The organism is Kineococcus haloalkalitolerans (genome assembly GCF_050871905.1).
Taxonomy (GTDB): Bacteria; Actinomycetota; Actinomycetes; order Actinomycetales; family Kineococcaceae; genus Kineococcus.
In genome coordinates, this window is record NZ_JBJLSH010000029.1 from 34471 (window position 1) to 54257 (window position 19787).

Below are 19787 nucleotides of genomic sequence, written 5' to 3' on the forward strand. Positions count from 1 at the left end.
CCGAGCAGGTCCAGGGGGTTCACGCGGGGGGACTCGTCTCGTCGGGGGCGGGAGGCTCGGGGGCGGGTCCGCCGGCGGCCCCCGCGCGCGCCAGCCGTGCGCGCAGGCCCGTCAGCAGGGCGTCCAGCCCCAGCTCGAAGGCGGCCGCGGCCGTGTCGCCGCCGGGGCGCGCGCGCACCGAGGCGGTGAACTCGGGGGCGGAGGCGGCCAGCTCGCCGGTGTCGAAGATGTCCGGCGGGGCGCCGGTGTCCAGCGCCGAGCCGAGGACGAAGGACTCCACGGCCACGACGACGTCGGTGACCAGCTCCGGCGGCCAGCCGCCCGCGCGCAGGCCGGCCGCGACCCGCTCGTACATGGCCACGGTGGCGGGCGCCCCGCGCACGGGGGTGACGGCGATGACCTGCACGAGCGGGCGGTGCCGCGCGTAGGCGTCGCGGTAGGAGCGCGCCCAGGCGGCCAGGGCCGCGTCCCAGGTCAGGACGCCGAAGGCGGAGCAGTCCACGTCGCGGTTGACGTGGTCCTGCACGCGGCGCAGGACGTCCTGCTTGGTCTCGACGTGGTTGTAGAGCGCCGAGGGGGCCACGCCGAGCTCGCGGGCCAGGGCGGCCATCGTCAGGGCGTCGTGGCCGCGCTCCTCGACGAGCTGCACGGCGGCGTCGGTGATGCGCTCGGGGGACAGGACGGGGCGGGTGGGCCGGCCCCGCCCGCGGCGCCGCGCCGGGGGCCGGGAGGCGCTGGGCACCCACGCATGCTGCCGGACGCGGCGCCGGCCGGGTCGCGCGGGGCCCTTGACACCGGGATGCCCCCGCCCCGTAAATGAACACCCATCACTTCCGGTGCGGCGCCCGCCCACCGGCCCGGCAGCAGCGCGAGACGACCGGAGCGGACGTGTCCCCTGACAGCGCAGCCCCCACCCCACCCCCGGTGACCGAGGTCGAGACCGACGTCGTGGTCGTCGGCGCCGGCCCCGCCGGCCTGGCCGCGGCCCGCCACCTGGAGCGCGCGGGCCTGGACGTCGTCGTCCTGGAGGCCCGCGACCGCGTCGGCGGGCGCACCCACACCGACGTCGTCGACGGCGCCGTCCTGGAGGTCGGCGGCCAGTGGGTGTCCCCGGACCAGACCGAGCTGCTCGGCCTCCTCGACGAGCTCGGGATGGAGACGTTCCCGCGCTACCGCGACGGCGACGGCGTCTACGTGACCCCCGACGGCACCGCCCGCCGGTACCGCGGCGACGCGCTGCCGGTGGCCGCCTCCACGGCCGCCGAGGTCGAGCGGCTGACCGCGCTGCTGGACGAGCTGGCCGCCGAGGTCGGCCCCGCCGCCCCGTGGGAGCACCCGAGGGCGCGCGAGCTGGACACCGTCTCCTTCCACCACTGGCTGCGCGAGAACTCGGCCGACGAGGAGGCGTGCGCCACCGTCGGCATGTTCATCGCCGGGGGCATGCTCACCAAGCCCGCGCACGCGTTCTCCGCCCTGCAGGCCGTGCTCATGGCCGCCTCCGCGGGCTCGTTCAGCAACCTCACCGACGAGGACTTCATCCTCGACCGCCGCGTCGTCGGCGGCATGCAGTCGGTCTCCCAGGAACTGGCCCGCCGCCTGGCCGGCCCCGTGCACCTGTCCACGCCCGTGCGCACCGTCGAGCGCGACGCGCTCCTGCCCGACGGCACCCGCGGCGTCGTCGTGCGCTCGGACCGCGTCGTGGTCCGCGCGCGCCGCGTCGTCGTCGCCGTCCCGCCGAACCTGTACGCGCGCATCAGCTTCGACCCGCCGCTGCCGCGCCGCCAGCACCAGCTGCACCAGCACCTGTCGATGGGCCTGGTCATCAAGGTGCACGCCGTGTACGAGACGCCGTTCTGGCGCGAGGACGGCCTGTCCGGCACGGGTTTCGGCCCCACGAGCCTCGTGCAGGAGGTCTACGACAACACCGGTCACGGCGAGGAGCGCGGCACCCTGGTGGGTTTCGTCTCCGACGAGCGGGCCGACGCGCTGTTCGCGCTGCCGGCCGACGAGCGCCGCCGCCGGGTCCTGGAGAGCGTCGCGCAGTACCTGGGCGAGCGGGCCCTGGACCCGGTCGTCTACTACGAGTCCGACTGGGGCAGCGAGGAGTGGACGCGCGGCGCGTACGCCGCCAGCTTCGACCTGGGTGGGCTGTCCCGCTACGGCGCCGACCAGCGCACGCCGGTCGGCACCGTCCACTGGGCCTGCTCGGACCTGGCCGCCGAGGGGTACCAGCACGTCGACGGCGCGCTGCGCAGCGGCCGGGCCGCGGCCGCGGACGTGGCCGCCGCCCTGGGCGCGCGCGTGCCCGGGGGCGACCCGGTCGGCGCGCGGTGAACCCGCCCGCGGCGGGGCGGCGCTACGTCGTCGCCCACGACGGGGGCGAGCGCGGGGAGCAGGCGCTGCGGCTGGGCGCCGCGCTGGCCACCTCCCTCGGCGCCGGACTGGACGTCGTCCTCGTGCTGCGCTCGGACGACCCGTTCGGCCAGCCGTACCCGCCCGTCGGCGACGTCAGCGGCCTCGTCGCCGAGCAGGCGCGCGGCTGGCTGGAGGAGGCGCTGGGCCGCCTGCCCGAGCGGGTCGACGCCCGCTCGCACCTGCGCAGCGCCGGTTCGGTGCCCGAGGGGCTGCTGGAGGCCGTGGAGGAGCTGGGCGCCTCGGCCGTCGTCGTCGGCGCCCCCGCGGGCCCGAACCCCTTCGGGGTCGGGCCGGTGGCGCGCACGCTGCTGCACTCCTCGCCCGTGCCGGTGGTGCTGGCCGGCGACCGCGTGCCGGAGGTCCTGCGGCACCTGTACGTCGCGGTCGGCACCCGCCCCGGCGCGCAGGCCGTCCTGGCCGAGGCCGCGGAGGCGGCCGAGCGCACCGGGCTGCCGCTGCACGTCGTCAGCCTGCTGGAGCTCGACGCGCGCGCCGGTGCCGACGAGGCGGCGCGCGGACGGGTGGAGCGGCTCGTGGACGGGACCCGGGAACGGCTCGGGTCCACCAGGCTCAGCGTCGAGCTGGGGAAGGGGAGGACGATGGCCGAAGCCGTGGCCTCGATCGAGTGGGAACCCGACGGCCTGCTGCTGGTCGGCTCCTCGCGGCTGGCGCGCGGCCGCCAGACGTTCCTGGGGCCGACCGCGGCGCGGATGCTGCGCCACGTGCCCGTCCCCGTCGCCGTCGTGCCCCGGGGCGAGCGGTGAGCGCGCCGGCCGAGGCCGAGCGCTCGGCCAAGGGGCTCGGCACGGGGCGCGTCGGGCTGCTGGGCGCCGTCGTCATCGGCGTCTCGACGATCGCCCCCGCCTACGCCCTCACCGGCACGCTGGGGCCCACGGCCTCGGCGGTGGGCGAGCAGATGCCGGCGATCTTCCTCGTGGGTTTCGTGCCCATGCTGCTGGTCGCCTTCGGGTACCGGGCGCTGAACAGCGCCATGCCGGACTCGGGCACGACGTTCACCTGGAGCTCGCGCGCGTTCGGGCCGTGGATCGGGTGGATGGGCGGCTGGGGCCTGTTGGCCGCGACCGTCCTGGTCCTGTCGAACCTCGCCGGCATCGCGGTGGACTTCCTGTACCTCATGCTCGCGCAGGTCACCGGGGACGAGTCCGTCGCCGACCTGGCCGCGAACGTCCCGGTGAACATCGCCACCTGCCTGGTGTTCATGGCGCTGGCCTGCTGGGTGGCCTACCGCGGGCTGGAGACGACGAAGGCCGTCCAGTACGTCCTCGTGGGCTTCCAGCTCGTCGTCCTCGTGTGGTTCTGCGTCGCCGCGTTCGCGCGGGTCGCCGGCGGCGACGCCCCGGGCGGTCTGGCGCTGAGCGCCGGCTGGTTCGACCCGCTGGCCGTGGACTCGTTCTCCGCCTTCGCCGCCGGCGTCTCGCTGTCGGTGTTCGTCTACTGGGGCTGGGACGTCGTCCTGACGATGAACGAGGAGACGCAGGGCTCGCGCACCACGCCCGGTCGCGCGGCGCTGGCGACGATCGGCGTCATCGTCGTGCTGTACCTGACGGTCGCGGTCGCGGTCCTGTCGTACACGGGCACCGGTGAGGACGGCCTGGGGCTGGGCGGCGGTGACCAGGAGAACGTGTTCGCGGTCCTGGCTGGCCCGGTGATGGGGCCCGCGGCGGTCCTGCTGTCGCTGTCGGTGCTGGCGTCCTCGGCGGCGTCGCTGCAGTCGACGTTCCTGTCCCCGGCCCGCACCATGCTGGCGATGGGCCACTACGGGGCCCTGCCGCGCGAGTACGCGCGCGTGACCCCGCGGTTCCAGTCCCCCGGGTACGCGACGGTCGCCGCCGGCGTCATCGCCTCGGCGTTCTACGTGGTGATGCGGATCCTGTCCGAGGACGTCCTGTGGGACACCATCACGGCGCTGGGCATGATGGTCTGCTTCTACTACGGCGTGACCGCGCTGGCGTGCGTGTGGTACTTCCGCGGCACGTGGGGGGGCCGGCCGCGGCACTTCCTCAGCACCGGCCTCGCGCCCGGGCTGGGCGGCGTCCTGCTGCTGGTGTTCTTCGTGCAGACGTCCGTGGACTCGATGGACCCCTCCTACGGCTCCGGCTCGCAGGTCGGGGGCGTCGGCCTGGTGTTCCTGCTCGGCGTCGGCGTCCTGGCCCTGGGCGGCGTCGTCATGGCCGTCCAGCGGGTGCGCCGCCCGGCGTTCTTCCGCGGCGAGACCCTCGCGGTCGGCCGCTCCACCACCGACGGGACCGACGGCACCGGTGGTCCCGACGGGCCCGGGTCCGCCGGTGCCCCCGTCGGCGGTGCCCCCGGCCCCCGACCCGAACCCACCCGCGAAGGAGTCCCGGAGTGAAGGAACTGCGCAACCTCGTCGACGGCGAGCTGGTGCCCGCCGCCGACGGGCGCACCACCGAGGTCGTGAACCCCGCCACGGGCCGCGCGTACGCGAGGGCCCCGCTGTCCTCGGCCGCCGACGTGGACGCCGCGTACGCGGCCGCCTCGCGCGCCGCGACGACCTTCCGGCGCACCACGCCGGCTGCCCGGCAGAAGATGCTGCTGGACCTGGCCGACGCGGTGGAGGCCCGCGCGGAGGAGTTCGTCGCCGTCGAGGTGGAGAACACCGGCAAGCCGGTCGCCCTGACCCGCAGCGAGGAGCTGCCGCCGGCCGTGGACCAGCTGCGGTTCTTCGCCGGCGCCGCCCGCGTCCTGGAGGGCCGGTCGGCGGGGGAGTACCTGGAGGGGCACACCTCCTGGGTGCGCCGCGAGCCCATCGGTGTCGTCGGGCAGGTCACGCCGTGGAACTACCCGCTGATGATGGCGGTGTGGAAGATCGCCCCGGCGATCGCGGCGGGCAACACCGTCGTGCTCAAGCCCTCCGACACCACCCCGGCCTCCACGGTGCTGCTGGCGCAGGTGGCTGCCGAGGTGCTGCCGCCGGGCGTGCTGAACGTCGTGTGCGGCGACCGCGACACGGGCCGGGCGCTCGTGGAGCACCCCGTGCCCGAGCTGGTCGCCATCACCGGGTCCGTGCGCGCCGGTACGGAGGTCGCGGCCTCCGCCAGCCGCGACGTCAAGCGCGTGCACCTGGAGCTGGGCGGCAAGGCGCCCGTCATCGTGTTCGACGACGCCGACGTGGCCGCGGCCGCCGAGGCGATCGCCGCGGCCGGCTACTTCAACGCCGGGCAGGACTGCACGGCCGCCACGCGCGTGCTGGCCGGCCCGCGCGTGCACGACGACGTCGTGGCGGCCCTGGCCGAGCAGGCCCGCGCCACGACCCCCGGCCTGCCCGACGACCCGGACGCCGCCCTGGGCCCGGTCAACAGCGCCGCCCACCTGGCCCGCGTCGCCGGGTTCGTCGACCGGCTGCCCGACCACGCCGTCCTCGGCGCGGGCGGCTCGCGCGCCGACGGCCCCCTGGCCGAGGGGTTCTACTACCGCCCCACCGTCGTGTCCGGCCTGCGCCAGGACGACGAGCTGGTGCAGGAGGAGGTGTTCGGGCCGGTCATCTCCGTGCAGCGCTTCAGCGACGAGGAGCAGGCGCTGGCCTGGGCGAACGGCACCCGCTACGGCCTGGCCTCCAGCGTGTGGACGAAGGACTTCGGGCGCGCCATGCGCGTCTCGGCCGCCCTGGACTTCGGCTGCGTGTGGATCAACACGCACATCCCGCTGGTCGCGGAGATGCCGCACGGCGGGTTCAAGCGCTCCGGCTACGGCAAGGACCTGTCGGTGTACGGGTTCGAGGACTACACCCGCGTCAAGCACGTCATGGCGGACCTGGGGTCCTGACGCGCCGCCCGCCCGCCCCGCCGCGCGCGGGGCGGGCGGGCCGTCCCGGTGCCCGCGACCGGGCGAGGCCGTCCAGGAGGGCCTCCAGCCCGATCTCGAACGAGCGCTGCGAGCGGTCGCCGGGCTGGACGCGGGTGGCGGCGATCGCCCGCGACAGCGCCGAGGCGGGGTCGCCGGCGTCGGCCCAGACGTCCACGGGAGCGCCCGCGTCCAGGGCCGAGCCCAGCACGAGGCAGTCGAGCACGGTGACGGCGTGCAGCAGGTCCTCGTCGGCGAAGCCGTCGGCGTGCAGGACCCGCGCGAGCGCCTCGTAGCCGGCCAGGGTCGCCGGGTCGCTGACCGTCTGCGCGGTCAGCAGCGGCACGACCCGCGGGTGCGCGGCCATGGCCGCCCGGTAGCCGCGCGCCCAGCGCCCGGCGAACTCCCGCCACCCCTCGCCGGGTTCCGTCCCGGCGGGCATCGCCCCCTCGCACAGCAGGCCGCGCAGCCCCTCGACCACCTCCTCCCGGCCGCCGGGGACGTGGTGGTACAGCGAGGAGGTGCTGACCGAGAGCCGCGCCGCCAGCCGGGGCATCGTGAACGTGCCGGTGGTGTCGACGAGCTCCAGCGCCGCGGTGAGGATGCGCGGGCGCGACAGCAGCGCCGTGGTGGGCCTGGGCACCGTGCCCGCCCCTCAGGCCGGCTGCTGCTGGGTGACGCAGTGGATCCCGCCGCCGAAGGCGAACACGTCGCGCGCGTCGACCTGGACCACCTCGCGGTCCGGGTGCACGCCGCGCAGGACGCGCACCGCGTCCTCGTCGCGGGGGTCGTCGAAACCGCACAGCACGACGACGCCGTTGCCCACGTAGTGGTTGACGTAGGAGAAGTCGACCAGCTCCCCGTCGACCTCGGTCGTCTCCGGGGCGAGCAGTTCCACGACCTCCAGGCGACGCCCGCGCGCGTCGACCGCCTGCCGCAGCAGCTCGGTGACCTCCTGCGTCACGGCGTGGTCGGGGTGCCCGGGGTCGGGCTGGGTGTGCACGAGGACGCGGCCGGGGCCGGCGAACGCGGCGACGATGTCCACGTGCCCGCGGGTGCCGAACTCGCCGTAGTCGGCGGTCAGCCCGCGCGGCAGCCAGATCGCGGTCGTCGTCCCCAGGCGCGCGTGCACCTCGGCCTCCACCCGCTCGCGCGTCCAGCCGGGGTTGCGGTCCGGGTCCAGCTGCACGGTGTCCGTCAGCAGGACGGTGCCCTCGCCGTCGACGTGGAACGCGCCGCCCTCCTGCGTCAGGGGCGAGGCGACGACGGGGGTCCCGGCCAGGCCGGCGACGGCGCCGGCGACCAGGGCGTCGCGCTCCCAGCGCGCCCACGGCTGCGCGCCCCAGCCGTTGAACCGCCAGTCCACCGCGTGCAGGCCCTGCGGACCGCGCACCCAGGTGGGCCCGGAGTCGCGCAGCCACGCGTCGTCCAGCGGCACCTCGACCACGCGCACCCGCGGGTCGAGCAGTTCGCGCGCGAGCCGCGCCGAACCCGGGTCCACCAGCACCGTGACGGGCTCGAACCGCACCACGGCGGCGGCCACGGCGCTCCAGGCGCGCCGCGCCCGCGCGAGGTCCGGACCGCCCTCCTCGCCGAACGTGGGGTTCGGGCGGGGGAACGCCATCCAGGTGCCGGCGTGGGGTTCGTGCTCGGCCGGCATGCGCACCGGTGCGCTCGCCGGCCCGGTCGTGGTCGCGCTCACGGCGGCACCTCCGGGACGGGTCCGCGGAACTCCGGGGGTTCCGCGCGGGTCCGGCGAACAGTAACCGACAACCTGTCGGTTCAGCTGCGGGAACTCCTGACCCGGGCCCGGGCGGCGGCCCCGCCCGCCGCGGTCAGGCGTTGGCGAGCGCCAGCCACAGCTCCGCGCGGTCGGTGGGGTCCTCCAGCGAGCGGCCCAGCAGCGCCGACACCCGCGCCAGCCGCTGGCGCACCGTGTTGCGGTGCACGCCGAGCGCCTGCGCGGTCGGCTGCCGCTGCCCGTGGTGGACCAGGAACGTCCGCAGCGTCGCGCTCAGGCGCTCGCGCTCGGCGTCGTCCAGGGCGGACAGGGGGGCGAGCACCCCGGCGGCCCAGGCCCGCAGCGCCGGGCTGCCCAGGGCCTCGGCCAGCCCGCCGGGCACCGGGTCGTCCCAGCGCACGACCGCGCGGTCCGGGCCCGTGCGCTCCAGCGCGGCGGCCGCGTCGGCGAGCGCCGCCGTCAGCGCGACCGGCTCGGCCGGGGCGACGGCCGGACCCACGCCCACCCGGCACCCGCTGCGGCGCAGCGCGCCCACGACCGGTTCCAGCGGGCCGGGGACGAGCACGCGCAGCCCTCCGTCGGGCGCGGGCACCGCGAGGGCGTCCGCGGGCAGCGCCGGCGGGCGTCGCGGCGCGGAGGTGCGCAGGACCAGCGCGCGGACGGGCACCTCGCGGCCCGCGGCCGCCAGCACGGCCCCGGCGGCGTCGGCCGCACCGGCCAGCAGCAGTCCGGCGCCCACCGCGACCAGGCGCTCGTCGGCGGCGGCCCGGCGGGCGTCCTCGTCGAGCACCAGCCCCAGCAGGGCCACCGCCGTGTCGACGGTGCCGTGCACGGCGCGCGGCACGTGCGGACCGGTGCGCACCACCAGGTGGGCGCCGGGCGCGCCGCGCAGGCCCACCGGCCGCACCAGCAGCGTGCGCTCGGGGGAGGAGTCGACCGAGGCGGCCAGCAGACCCCGCGGGCGCAGCCGGGCCGCGGCCGTCGCGGCCTCCGGCGGGACGGGGCCCTCCCCGGTGCGCACCGCCCCCTCGCCGTCCAGCAGCCACGCGGACCCGCCGACCGCGCGCCCCAGCCGGCGCAGCAGGCGCGCACCGCCGTCCCCGGCGCCGGCGTCCCGCGCCAGCTCGCGCGCGGCCCGCAGCGCGGCCTCGTCCGCGGCCTCGTCGGCCCGGCGCAGCAGCTCGGCCACCGCCGAGGAGACGGCGATGAAGGGCGTCGGGGCGGGCACCTCCAGCAGCGCCAGGCCGTGCTCGCCGGCCGCGGCGACGAGCGGGCCGGGCACGGCGGCGTGGCTGAGCCCGGTGCCGAACCCGACCGCCGCCACGCGCGCGGCCGCCAGCCGCGCCGTCCACGCCGCCCAGTCGCGCCGCCCCCGGCCCGCGCGCAACCCGGTCGTCAGCAGCACCTCGCCGCCCTCGAGGAACGGCGCGGGGTCCTCCAGCTCGCTGGTGGCCACCCAGCGCACCGCCGCGTCCGCGTCCCCGGCCAGCAGCCGCAGGTCCAGCGCCTCCTCGGCCAGCAGGTCCCGCACGCTCACCACCGCGCCAGTGTGCACCGTCGAGCGCCCGCGAGTGTGCAGAGTGGACGGTTCCGCGCCCCGCGGGGCCGTCCTACCGTCGGCGGGTCCCGCGCACCGCGCCGGAGGAGGAGGAACCCGTGACGAGCACCCCCACCGCACCGCCGGCCCCGGCCGCCCCGACCACCGGAGGTCCCGGGCTGCCGCAGGTGCGCCGCCTGGTCACCGAGGTCCCCGGCCCGCGCTCGCGTGAGCTGGCGGCCCGCCGCTCCGCCGTCGTCTCCGCGGCCGTCGGTTCCAGCACGCCGTTCTACGCGGCCGCCGCGGGCGGCGGCGTGGTTGTCGACGTGGACGGCAACTCCTACGTCGACCTCGGTTCCGGCATCGCCGTCACCACCGTCGGCAACGCCGCCCCGCAGGTCGTCGACGCCGTCGTCGAGCAGGTGCAGCGGTTCACCCACACCTGCTTCATGGTCACGCCCTACGAGGCCTACGTGCAGGTGGCCGAGCTGCTGGCCGAGCTGACCCCCGGCGACCACGCGAAGAAGTCCGCGCTGTTCACCTCCGGTGCCGAGGCGGTGGAGAACGCCGTCAAGGTCGCCCGCGCCCACACCGGCCGGCAGGCCGTCGTCGTCTTCGACCACGCCTACCACGGGCGCACCAACCTCACGATGGCCATGACGGCCAAGAACTCCCCCTACAAGGACGGGTTCGGCCCCTTCGCCCCCGAGGTGTACCGGGCGCCGCTGTCGTACCCGTTCCGCGAGGGCCGCGACGCCGACGGCCGCCCGATCGACGGCCCGGCCGCCGCGCGCCGCGCGATCGACCACGTCGAGAAGCAGGTCGGCGCGCACCGCGTGGCCGCGGTGGTCGTCGAGCCCGTGCAGGGCGAGGGCGGGTTCGTCGTGCCCGCGCCCGGGTTCTTGCCCGAGATCGTCGCCTGGGCGCGCCGGACCGGCATCGTGCTCGTCGCCGACGAGGTGCAGACGGGCTTCGCCCGCACGGGCAGGATGTTCGCCTGCGAGCACGAGGGCGTCGTGCCCGACCTCGTCACCAGCGCCAAGGGCATCGCCGGCGGCCTGCCGCTGTCGGCCCTCACCGGCCGCGCCGAGATCATGGACGCGCCCGTGCCCGGCGGCCTCGGCGGCACCTACGGCGGCAACCCCGCCGCGTGCGCGGCCGCCCTCGGCGCGCTGCGGGAGGTGCGCGACGGCGACCTGCTCGCCCGCGCCACGGCGGTGGGCGACCTGCTGACCGCCCGCCTGCAGCGGCTGGCCGCGCGCGACGCCCGCGTGGGCGACGTGCGCGGGCGCGGCGCGATGGTCGCCGCCGAGCTGGTGCGCCCCGGCACCCGCGACCCGCACCCGGCGCTGGCGGCCGCGGTGGCCCGCGAGGCCGTGCGCCGCGGCGTCGTCGTCCTCACCTGCGGCACGTGGGGCAACGTGCTGCGGTTCCTGCCGCCGCTGACGTGCCCCGACGCCCTGCTGGAGGAGGCGTTCGACGTGCTGGAGGCGGTGTTCGCCGACCTCGGCGAGGACGTCCTGCCGGCCGGGGGTGCCCGGTGAGCGCAGCGGTGGACCAGCGCGCGGGCTCCGGCGCGCAGGAGCGGCGCGAGCGGGACCTGCTCTCGCGCGTGCCGACCGGCCTGTTCGTCGGCGGGCGCTGGCGCGGCAGCGGGCGGACGGTCGAGGTGGAGGACCCCGCCACGGGCGCGGTCCTGACCAGCGTGGCCGACGCCGAGCCCGCCGACGGGGCCGACGCCCTCGCCGCCGCCGCCACCGCCCAGCGCGGCTGGGCCCGCACCCCGACCCGAGAGCGGGCGGAGGTGCTGCGCCGCGCCTACGAGGCCGTCGTCGCGCGCACCGAGGACTTCGCGCTGCTGATGACGCTGGAGATGGGCAAGCCGCTGGCGCAGGCGCGCGGCGAGGTCGCCTACGGCGCCGAGTTCCTGCGCTGGTTCTCCGAGGAGGCCCCGCGCCTGGCGGGCCGGTACTCCGACAACCCCGCCGGCGGGTCGCGGCTGCTGACCTCCAAGGGGCCCGTCGGTCCCGTGCTGGCCATCACGCCGTGGAACTTCCCCCTGGCCATGGGCACCCGCAAGGTCGCGCCCGCGCTGGCCGCCGGCTGCACCGTCGTCCTCAAGCCCGCCACCCAGACGCCCCTCACCTCGCTGCTGCTGGCGCAGGTGCTCGCGGAGGCCGGGGTCCCCGACGGCGTGGTCAACGTCGTCACCACCACCCGCACGCGGGAGGTGACGGGCCCGCTCGTCGCCGACCCGCGGCTGCGCAAGCTGACGTTCACCGGCTCCACCCCGGTGGGCCGCCAGCTCGTGCGCCAGTCCGCCGACCGGCTGCTGCGGGTGTCGATGGAGCTGGGCGGCAACGCGCCGTTCCTCGTCTTCGACGACGCCGACCTGGACGCCGCCGTGGAGGGCGCGGTCCTGGCCAAGATGCGCAACACCGGCGAGGCGTGCACGGCGGCCAACCGGTTCCTCGTCCAGCGCGGCGTCGCGGCGGAGTTCACCCGCCGCCTCGCCGACCGCCTGGCCGCGATGCCCGTGGGCCGCGGCACCGAGGAGGGCGTCGAGGTCGGCCCGCTGATCGACGCCCGCGCCCGCGACGACGTCGCGGCCCGCGTGCGCGAGGCCGTGGACGCCGGCGCCCGCGTCCTCACCGGCGGCGGACCGGTGGGGGAGCGGGGGTGGTTCTACGCCCCCACCGTCCTCACCGACGTCCCGCCCGGCGCGCGGCTGCTCACCGAGGAGACGTTCGGGCCGGTCGCGCCCGTGGGCGTCTTCGACACCGAGGAGGAGGCCCTGGCGCGGGCGAACGACACCGAGCACGGCCTGGTCGCCTACGTGTTCACCGAGTCGCTGCGCCGCGGGCTGCGGGTGGCCGACGAGCTGGACACCGGCATGGTCGGCCTCAACGCCGGGATCGTCTCCACCGCCGCCGCGCCGTTCGGCGGGGTGAAGGCCTCCGGTTTCGGCCGCGAGGGCGGTGCCGAGGGCATCGAGGAGTACCTGGAGACGAAGTACGTCGGCCTCGGGCTGTGAGTCTCACGCGCTGGTGCCGCGCGCGCCGGCCGCCGCCCCCGCGGACCGGCGGGCGTCGACGCCGGCGGTGAACGTCGACACGGCCGCGGCCAGCGCCGCCGGTGCCTCCAGGGCGACGTGGTGGCCGGCGTCCGCGAGGGCGACGCGGGAGACGGGGCCGGCGCTCACGCGCGACATCGTGGTGGCCGTGTGCGGAGCGCTCGCCCCGTCGACGGCCAGGACCGGGGCCCGCAGCGCCCCGTCGGCCACCAGCGCCCGGAACTCCTCGCCCTCGGCGAGCGCGGAGGAGTACAGGCCGTGCCACGCGCGCCACGCACCGGGCCGCGAGAGGGCCCGGGTGAACTCCTCCAGGTCCTCGACGGTGACAGCGCCGGTCACCCGGGTCATCGCGGGGAACCACTGCTCGGCGAGGAAGCGGCGCTCGCGGCCGGTGAGGACGAGCTCGGCGGCGCCCGGCGAGGCGATGACCCCCACGTGCCAGGCGCCGCCGCGGGCGACGTCGGCCAGGGCCTCGAACCCGAACCCGGGCAGCGCCGTCTCGACGGCCGTGAGGCTCAGGACGTCCTCGGGGTGGGTGGTGGCCAGCCGGAACACCACCGGCCCGGAGACGTCCTGCCCGAGCACGTGCACCGGCCCGAGGCCCAGCGCCCCGACGAGCGCGTGCAGGTCCTCCGCGGCGGCTGTGCCGCTCGTCGCGCCGGGGTCGCCGCCGGAGTCGCCCAGACCCCGCAGGTCGGGTGCGACGACGCGGTGCTCGGTGGCCAGCAGCGGGATGAGCTCGTGGAACGTCCACCAGGTCTCGGGGAACCCGTGGACGAACAGGACCGGCGATCCGTGGTCGCCGGCGGTGACGCAGTGCAGGGTCGTGCCGCCGCCGACGGCGACGCGGTGGTGCACGACCCCGGCGGTCGTGGCGCCGGCGGGGGAGGTGCTCGTGCTGGTCATGGGTCCTCCTGGACTGGAGGCTGCTGCAGATCGGCAACCGGGTTGTCATCCTGCTGATGAGCAACAAGGTTGTCAACACCGCGCGGCGGTGCTGCCCCGCCCGGCACCCGCCGTGGCACCCTGCCCGGGTGGAGACCTCCCTCGGGGCGCGCCTGGCCCTGCTGCTGCTGGAAGGGTTCGAGGCCATGACCGACCGGGTCGTCACCGAGCTGGCTGCGGCCGGGCACCCGGGTGTGACGGCGACGCACGAGTTCGCCCTGCGGGCCGTCGACCAGGGCGCGGGTGACGCCTCGTCGCTGGCCCGCGCCCTCGGCGTGTCCCGGCAGGCCGCCGCCAAGACCGTCGAGGCCCTCGAGGAGCTCGGCTACGTCGAGCGCGCGCCCGACGCCGTCGACGGCCGCCGCAAGCGGCTGACCGTCACGCCGCGCGGGCACGAGATGTCCGCCGTCGGCGGCGCCGCCTTCGACGACCTGCGCGAGCTCTGGCGCCGGGCCGTCGGTGCGGACGACCTGCGGGTCGTGGAGACCTCGCTGCTCGCCCTGCTGGACCTGCTCGCCGTGCAGGAGCCGGCCGCCGGCGCCGCGCGGACGAGGGCGACGACGGGCCGCTGACGGCCTCGCGCCCCGTTCCCGCCGTCCGCGGCCGCCAGCTCGTCGCGGCCCGCGGTGGACCCGTCGCCCGGGAGCACCGGCACCGGGCCGGGCGGGTCGATCGTCAGCAGGTGGCTGGGAGGCGAGACGGCCGCGAACCGGTCTCCGCGGCCGTCGAGGACCTGCTCGGCGGTGAGCCCCTCAAGCGGTGACCGACGCCGTCCAGCGCGTGAACGCGTCGAACCAGGCGTCCGAGGGCAGGCCCGCCGCGCGCACGCCGAACCCGTGGCCGCCGCGGGCGTAGGCGTGCGCCTCCACCGGCAGGCCGGCGCGGCGCCACGCGGCGTGCAGGCGCACGCAGGAACCGACGATCGTCTCGCCCAGCTCGTCGTCGTCCGCCCACGCCAGGAACAGCGGCGGCGCGTCCGCGGGCACCTCGACCTCGCCCCACCAGGCGGGGTACACCGGCGCCAGGAACGCCGGGCGCCGACCGGGCGCGGTGTCCAGCGTCGTCACCAGCGACACGTACGCCCCGGCGGAGAAGCCGAGCATCCCCACCCGCGCGGGGTCCACCTCCCACTCGCCGGCGCGCTCGCGCACGGCGCGCAGGGCGGCCTCGCCGTCGGCCAGAGCGGGTGCGCGGCGCTCGCGGGACACCTCGGCCATGCGCCCGCGGTCGCCGACGTTGGCGTGCAGGACGGCCTCGAACCCGGCGGCGTCCGCGGGGGTGGGCACGAGGCGGTAGCGCAGGACGAAGGCCGCGGTGCCGCGGGCGGCCAGGCGCCCGGCGACGTGCTCGCCCTCGTTGTCGATGGCGAGCAGGTGCAGCGCGCCGCCGGGGGCGACGACCACTGCCGTGCCGTCCCCCGCGCCGGGGGCCGGCAGGAACGGCGTCAGGGTCGGGACGGTGACACCGCGCACGAGCCGCTCACCGGGGTGGTCCGGGTCGTCGAACACGACCGCGGCGTCCGGCTCGTCCGGCTCGCCCAGCACCACCGGGTCCAGGCGCCGCACCACGCGCGACGGCGCCGGGACCGCCGGCGCGCCCGCGCTCACCGGCTGACCGCCCGGCCCTCGCGGTGGGCGAGCAGCCGCTCGGGCACCACGTCCTCGCGCGGGGCGGTGGGCCGGAAGTCCAGCCGGTCCACGCCGAGCCCGCGCAGCACGGCCCGCTCCACGGGGGAGGGGTCGGACCGGCCGAAGTCCATCGGCTCGCGCAGGCTCAGCGGCGGGTTGGTGATGAGCCGCTGGGCCCGCAGGACGTTCTGCGACGTGGCGTGCAGGACGAAGGGGTGCAGCAGCACCACGTCGCCCTGCTTGCCCGTCAGCTCGGTGAACTCCCGGCACTGCCGGATCAGCTTCGTCTGCTGCAGGTCGTCCGGCAGGACGCCCTCGGGGTGCTCGGCGAGGAACCGGGCGACCACCCCGACGGAGTCGGTGGCCACGAACGTGCCGCCGCCGCGCGAGTGCACGTCGGTCCACAGCACGATCGTCAGCAGCCCCTGCTCGGGGGAGTCGAGGAAGTGGCGGAAGAAGTCGCCGTCCTTGTGCCAGCCGGGCACGGCCGCCGACGGCTCCTCGAAGGGGCGGTCCGCGCCGACGCCCAGGTTGGCGATGATGCCGTCGGACCAGTGCCAGGGCGTGCGCACCCGCTCCTCGCCGCCGAGCAGCTGGCACGCCGCGCGGTAGGCGCGGGGGGCGAACTCGGCGGCGTCCACGTGCTGCTCCGACGGCAGGTGCACGCGCGGGCGCGTCCACGTCGACGGGTCGTCGGGGTCCACGCCCAGGCGCTGCCAGGCGCGCTCCACGACGGGCCGGGCCCGCTCGGCGTCGAAGCAGCCCTCGAGCACGACGTAGCCCTTGTCGAGGAAGTGCTCGACCTGCTCGTCGCTCAGCTCTGCGGTGGTCTGGCTCACGGTGGTGCTCCTCAGGTGCTCTCGACGGTGACAGCGGTCAGAGGGGAGGATGGTGTCAGCCCTTGAACGCGCCGTCCATGATGCCGGACACCATCTGGCGTCCGAAGAAGGCGAACAGCACCAGCAGCGGCACGGTCACCAGGAAGGAGCCGGCCATGGCCAGGCCGAGGTCGACCGACAGGTTGCTCTGCAGCGCCTTGATGGCGATCTGCGCGGTGTACATGTCGGGGGACTTCAGCACGATGAACGGCCACAGGAAGTCGTTCCAGGCGTTGACGAAGCCGAGCAGGCCCAGGACGGCGGCGGCCGGGCGCACCACGGGGAAGGCGATCCGCGCGTAGATCTGCCAGGAGTTGCAGCCGTCCATGCGGGCGGCCTGCAGCAGCTCGTCGCTGATGGTGGCGCTGATGTGCTGGCGCATCCAGAAGATGCCGAACGCGCTCACCAGGCCCGGCACGATGAGGGCCTGCAGCGTGTCCACCCAGCCCAGCCGGGAGATGACCATGTACTGCGGGATGACGGCCAGCTGCGCCGGCACGGTCATCGTCAGCACGAGGACGAGGAAGAGGACGTCGCGGCCCCAGAAGGTCATCTTCGCGAAGGCGAAGCCGGCCAGCGAGCACAGGAACGCCTGCCCGACCGCGATGAAGGCGGCGACGACGAGGCTGTTGAACAGCGACCGCAGGAACGGCACCGTCTCGAAGACGAGCTGGACCAGGGCGGGGAAGTTGCCGCCGGGCACGACGCGCGGCGGCAGCTGGGTCGCGGCCGCCGAGCCGACCGAGGACACGACGAACATCCAGTAGATCGGGAAGATGCACGCCGCGGCCGCCAGGCCGAGGACGACGTAGGTGTACCAGCGGACGCGGACGATGCCCTTGCGGCGCGGCTTCCGCGCCGGCCGGGACGGGGCCGGACCGTTGCGCGGGGGCTCGGTGGTGATGGTCATCCTCAGGCCTTCTTCCCCACGCGGCTGGACAGGACGAAGTTGACGAACGCGACCACGACGATGATCGCGAAGAGCGCGACGCCGATGGCCGAGCCGTACCCGAACTTGAACGAGCCGAAGCCCTGCTCGAAGAGGAACAGCGACAGCGTCTGGCACTGGCGCGCCGTGCCGCACGTCAGGAGGCCGTTGGACAGCAGCAGCGGCTCGGTGAAGATCTGCAGGCCGCCGATGGTCGACATGATCACGGTGAAGATGATCACCGGCCGCAGCGAGGGCAGCGTGATGTGGAAGAACTGCTTGACCGGGCCGGCCCCGTCCACGGCCGCCGCCTCGTACAGGTCGCGCGGGACGGCCTGCAGGGACGCCAGGTAGAGCAGCGTGTTGTAGCCGAACCAGCGCCAGATGACCATCGCCGAGATGAGCAGGTGGCTGCCCAGCGCGGTGGACATGAAGTCGATGTTCTCGACGCCGAAGAAGCCCAGGAACCAGTTGAGCAGGCCGTAGTCGCGGTTGAACAGCTGCGCGAAGACGATGGTCGTGGCCGCCACCGAGGTGATGTACGGCAGCAGCATCGCCATGCGGAAGAAGCTGGCGAAGCGCAGGAAGGCGCTGTTGAGGACCTGCGCGAGGACCAGCGCCAGCAGCAGCTGGGGGACGGTCGAGATGATCCAGATGCTGAAGGTGTTGCGCAGCGCGTTCCAGAAGCGCGGGTCGTTCGCCAGGTCGCGGAAGTTCTGCAGCCCGACGAAGGTCTGCTCGCCGATCGGGTTCCAGTCGAACAGCGCCACGTAGAAGGTGAACAGCAGCGGGAAGAGGCCGAAGATCAGGAACAGGACGTAGAACGGCGCCACGTAGCCGTAGGGCGCCAGCTTCTCCCACCGGCGCTCCACCGGCCGGGTGGCCGTGGGCCGGGGCGGCTTGCGCAGCCGCCCCGGCGTCAGCGTGGCGGTCATCAGGCGCCGATCGCCGTCTTGATGTTGCTGATGGCGGTGTCCCAGGCGGCGTCGGCCGGCGCGCCGTCGCTCTCGACGCCGTTGAGGGCGTTGAGCAGTTCGTTGCTGATCTCGGAGTTGAACTCGCCGTTGAGGAAGGGCTCGAGGCCGAGGACGGCCTGGGTGAAGATCTGGCCGGTGGGGGCGTCGTTGAAGAACGGGTCGGTCAGCTCGATCAGCTCGGGCTTGACGTAGTTCTCCGGCGTGGTGGGCAGGGAGCCGGAGTTCAGGAAGTGCTGGAGCTGCTGCTCGGGGGACTGCATCGTCGCGATGTAGTCCCACGCCGCCTGCGGGTTCGCCGCCCGTGCCGGGATGCTCAGGTAGCTGCCGCCCCAGTTGCCGCTGCCACCGGGGATCGTCGCGATGTCCCACATGCCCTCGGTGTCGGGGGCGTTGGAGCGGATGGAGCCGAGCATCCACGACGGCGCCGCCACGGCCGCGAAGGCGCCCTGCGCCATGCCGGCGCTCCAGCCCTCGGTGAAGCTCTCCAGGCGGGCGGTGATGCCGGCGGCGATGGCCTGCAGACCGAGGTCGAAGGACTCGCGGACGGTCGGGTTGGTCTCGTAGACCAGGTCGCCGTCGCGGGAGTAGTACTGCTCCGTGCCCTGGGAGACGGCCTGCAGGAAGACGGTGGTGGCGGCGTTGTCGATGAAGGCGTTGCCGGTGGCCTCGGTGTAGCGCTGGCCGGTGGCGATGAAGTCCTCCCACGTCGGCCACAGGGCGCTGACCTCGTCGCGGTTCGTCGGCAGGCCCGCGGCCTCCATGAGGTCGATGCGGTAGGCCACGCCCATGCCGCCGACGTCGGTGGGGATGCCGATGATCTGCCCCTCGGGGGTGATGACCTGCTCGATCACCCAGTCCACGTAGTCGCCCTGGATCTCGTCGGCGCCCAGGGTGGCCAGGTCGGTGAAGTTGCCGGGGTTCTTCATGAACTTGGGCATGTCGCCGGCCTGGATCAGGACGAGGTCCGGCACGTTGCCGCCCGCCAGGGCGGTCGTGAGGGCCTGCGCGGTCTCCTGGGTGCTGCCGACCTCGGTGAGGCGGACGGTGATGTCGGGTGCGAGCTCCTTGTAGGTCTCGACCGAGTCGCCCTGGTTGATGCCCGTGAAGGACCAGAAGGTGAAGCTGTTGGGGTCGCTGGACCCGGAGGAGCTGGAGGAGCAGGCGGTGGCCGTCAGGGCGGTGCCGCCGGCGAGGGCGGACAGGGCCAGCATGCGGCGGCGGGTCAGGGCCGCGGCGATCATCTTCGAGGACAGCGGAGACTGCGCGTTCACGTGGGTCCCCTCCCTTGGGGAGTCGTGCCGGAGCGCGAGGACGGCGCTCGGTGCCGGGTGTGCGGTCGGGCGTGCGGTGGAGCGGGGTCGTGCCGGTCGTGCGGGGGGCTCAGGCGCCGGTCGCGAAGCTCACGGTGGCGAAGGAGTGCGGCGGCAGGGTCAGCCGCAGCTGCCCGTCGTCGACGTGCAGGCCGTCGAGGTCGCGCGGCTGCACGGGGGTGGCGTCCGCGGTGTTGTGGGCGCGGACGTCGTCGGCGGCCAGCAGGCGCGCGGTGGGGGAGAGGACGGCGCTGCCGCGCACGTCGATCCGGACCTCCAGCGGCTCCTCGGCGTCCAGGTTGCTCAGGGAGACGAGGACGCGGCCGTCCTTGGTGCTGGCCGAGCCGGAGAAGGTCTGCAGCTCCTGCTCGCCCACCCGCTGCACGGGGACCTGCCCGCGCACCGCCAGGGGCAGGGAGTCGGCGTCGTGGTGGCCCTTGTTCATCGCGAACACGTGGTAGCTGGGCGTCAGGACCAGCGCGTCCCCGTCGGTCAGGATCATCGCCTGCAGCACGTTGAGGGTCTGGGCGATG

18 protein-coding genes are annotated in these 19787 nt (G+C 75.6%); 7 read left to right on the plus strand and 11 right to left on the minus strand.

Annotation, left to right across the window (positions count from 1 at the left end):
• Positions 1 to 19: 19 nt before the first annotated feature.
• Positions 20 to 742 (minus strand): TetR/AcrR family transcriptional regulator, encoded by a 723-nt coding sequence (locus ACRYMY_RS12505; protein ID WP_432547580.1) that lies wholly within the window; start codon positions 740 to 742, stop codon positions 20 to 22.
• A 182-nt stretch (positions 743 to 924) separates the two neighbouring features.
• Here ACRYMY_RS12505 and ACRYMY_RS12510 point away from each other — a divergent pair, with 182 nt between their 5' ends.
• Genes ACRYMY_RS12510 through ACRYMY_RS12525 form a run of 4 tightly spaced genes read left to right on the plus strand, consistent with a single transcriptional unit; the run spans position 925 to position 6219 of the window.
• Complete coding sequence (locus tag ACRYMY_RS12510) at positions 925 to 2334, plus strand: flavin monoamine oxidase family protein (RefSeq protein ID WP_432547581.1); 1410 nt, start codon at positions 925 to 927, stop codon at positions 2332 to 2334.
• Positions 2331 to 3179 carry a universal stress protein gene (locus ACRYMY_RS12515; RefSeq protein WP_432547582.1) on the plus strand — a complete coding sequence of 283 codons (849 nt, stop codon included), beginning with the start codon at positions 2331 to 2333 and terminating at the stop codon, positions 3177 to 3179. The genes ACRYMY_RS12510 and ACRYMY_RS12515 overlap by 4 nt, the downstream gene beginning before the upstream one ends.
• Positions 3176 to 4786 carry an APC family permease gene (locus ACRYMY_RS12520; protein WP_432547583.1) on the plus strand — a complete coding sequence of 537 codons (1611 nt, stop codon included), beginning with the start codon at positions 3176 to 3178 and terminating at the stop codon, positions 4784 to 4786. Before ACRYMY_RS12515 ends, ACRYMY_RS12520 begins: the two co-directional genes overlap by 4 nt.
• Entirely contained in the window at positions 4783 to 6219 is a 1437-nt protein-coding gene (locus tag ACRYMY_RS12525; protein ID WP_432547584.1) for an aminobutyraldehyde dehydrogenase, read from the plus strand. The genes ACRYMY_RS12520 and ACRYMY_RS12525 overlap by 4 nt, the downstream gene beginning before the upstream one ends.
• Here ACRYMY_RS12525 and ACRYMY_RS12530 read toward each other — a convergent pair.
• The 3 genes from ACRYMY_RS12530 to ACRYMY_RS12540 all read right to left on the minus strand — a co-directional run bounded on the left by ACRYMY_RS12530 (position 6197) and on the right by ACRYMY_RS12540 (position 9518).
• On the minus strand, positions 6197 to 6880 hold the full coding sequence (locus ACRYMY_RS12530; protein WP_432547585.1) for a TetR/AcrR family transcriptional regulator C-terminal domain-containing protein: 684 nt from the start codon (positions 6878 to 6880) through the stop codon (positions 6197 to 6199). The two genes, ACRYMY_RS12525 and ACRYMY_RS12530, sit on opposite strands and share 23 nt — an antisense overlap.
• 12 nt (positions 6881 to 6892) lie before the next feature.
• On the minus strand, positions 6893 to 7897 hold the full coding sequence (locus ACRYMY_RS12535; protein ID WP_432547600.1) for an agmatine deiminase family protein: 1005 nt from the start codon (positions 7895 to 7897) through the stop codon (positions 6893 to 6895).
• A 175-nt stretch (positions 7898 to 8072) separates the two neighbouring features.
• A complete protein-coding gene (locus tag ACRYMY_RS12540) occupies positions 8073 to 9518 on the minus strand; it encodes a PucR family transcriptional regulator (protein ID WP_432547586.1) in 1446 nt (481 codons plus the stop codon).
• A 116-nt stretch (positions 9519 to 9634) separates the two neighbouring features.
• On the opposite strand from ACRYMY_RS12540, the gene gabT reads away from it, so the two are divergent.
• On the plus strand, positions 9635 to 11059 hold the full coding sequence (gene gabT / locus ACRYMY_RS12545) for a 4-aminobutyrate--2-oxoglutarate transaminase (RefSeq protein WP_432547587.1): 1425 nt from the start codon (positions 9635 to 9637) through the stop codon (positions 11057 to 11059).
• A complete protein-coding gene (locus tag ACRYMY_RS12550) occupies positions 11056 to 12549 on the plus strand; it encodes an NAD-dependent succinate-semialdehyde dehydrogenase (protein ID WP_432547588.1) in 1494 nt (497 codons plus the stop codon). The genes gabT and ACRYMY_RS12550 overlap by 4 nt, the downstream gene beginning before the upstream one ends.
• A 3-nt stretch (positions 12550 to 12552) precedes the next feature.
• On the opposite strand, the gene ACRYMY_RS12555 is transcribed toward ACRYMY_RS12550, so the two are convergent.
• Entirely contained in the window at positions 12553 to 13494 is a 942-nt protein-coding gene (locus ACRYMY_RS12555) for an alpha/beta hydrolase (protein ID WP_432547589.1), read from the minus strand.
• A 128-nt stretch (positions 13495 to 13622) separates the two neighbouring features.
• On the opposite strand from ACRYMY_RS12555, the gene ACRYMY_RS12560 reads away from it, so the two are divergent.
• The gene (locus ACRYMY_RS12560; protein ID WP_432547590.1) at positions 13623 to 14105 is read left to right on the plus strand and encodes a MarR family winged helix-turn-helix transcriptional regulator; all 483 of its coding nucleotides are present in this window, start codon (positions 13623 to 13625) and stop codon (positions 14103 to 14105) included.
• Positions 14106 to 14285: 180 nt separating this feature from the next.
• Here ACRYMY_RS12560 and ACRYMY_RS12565 read toward each other — a convergent pair whose 3' ends face one another.
• From ACRYMY_RS12565 to ACRYMY_RS12590, 6 genes are all read right to left on the minus strand, one after another.
• The gene (locus ACRYMY_RS12565; protein ID WP_432547591.1) at positions 14286 to 15140 is read right to left on the minus strand and encodes an alpha/beta hydrolase; all 855 of its coding nucleotides are present in this window, start codon (positions 15138 to 15140) and stop codon (positions 14286 to 14288) included.
• Positions 15137 to 16000, minus strand: a complete 864-nt coding sequence (locus ACRYMY_RS12570; protein WP_432547592.1) for a phytanoyl-CoA dioxygenase family protein — start codon at positions 15998 to 16000, stop codon at positions 15137 to 15139. The genes ACRYMY_RS12565 and ACRYMY_RS12570 overlap by 4 nt, the downstream gene beginning before the upstream one ends.
• 55 nt (positions 16001 to 16055) lie before the next feature.
• Positions 16056 to 16949 (minus strand): carbohydrate ABC transporter permease, encoded by an 894-nt coding sequence (locus ACRYMY_RS12575; protein WP_432547593.1) that lies wholly within the window; start codon positions 16947 to 16949, stop codon positions 16056 to 16058.
• Between the two features lie 2 nt (positions 16950 to 16951).
• Positions 16952 to 17902, minus strand: a complete 951-nt coding sequence (locus tag ACRYMY_RS12580) for a carbohydrate ABC transporter permease (RefSeq protein ID WP_432547594.1) — start codon at positions 17900 to 17902, stop codon at positions 16952 to 16954.
• Positions 17902 to 19215 (minus strand): ABC transporter substrate-binding protein, encoded by a 1314-nt coding sequence (locus tag ACRYMY_RS12585; protein ID WP_432547595.1) that lies wholly within the window; start codon positions 19213 to 19215, stop codon positions 17902 to 17904. The genes ACRYMY_RS12580 and ACRYMY_RS12585 overlap by 1 nt, the downstream gene beginning before the upstream one ends.
• Positions 19216 to 19324: 109 nt before the next feature.
• The coding region (locus tag ACRYMY_RS12590) for an alpha-L-arabinofuranosidase C-terminal domain-containing protein (protein WP_432547596.1) at positions 19325 to 19787 on the minus strand (463 nt) is incomplete at its 5' end.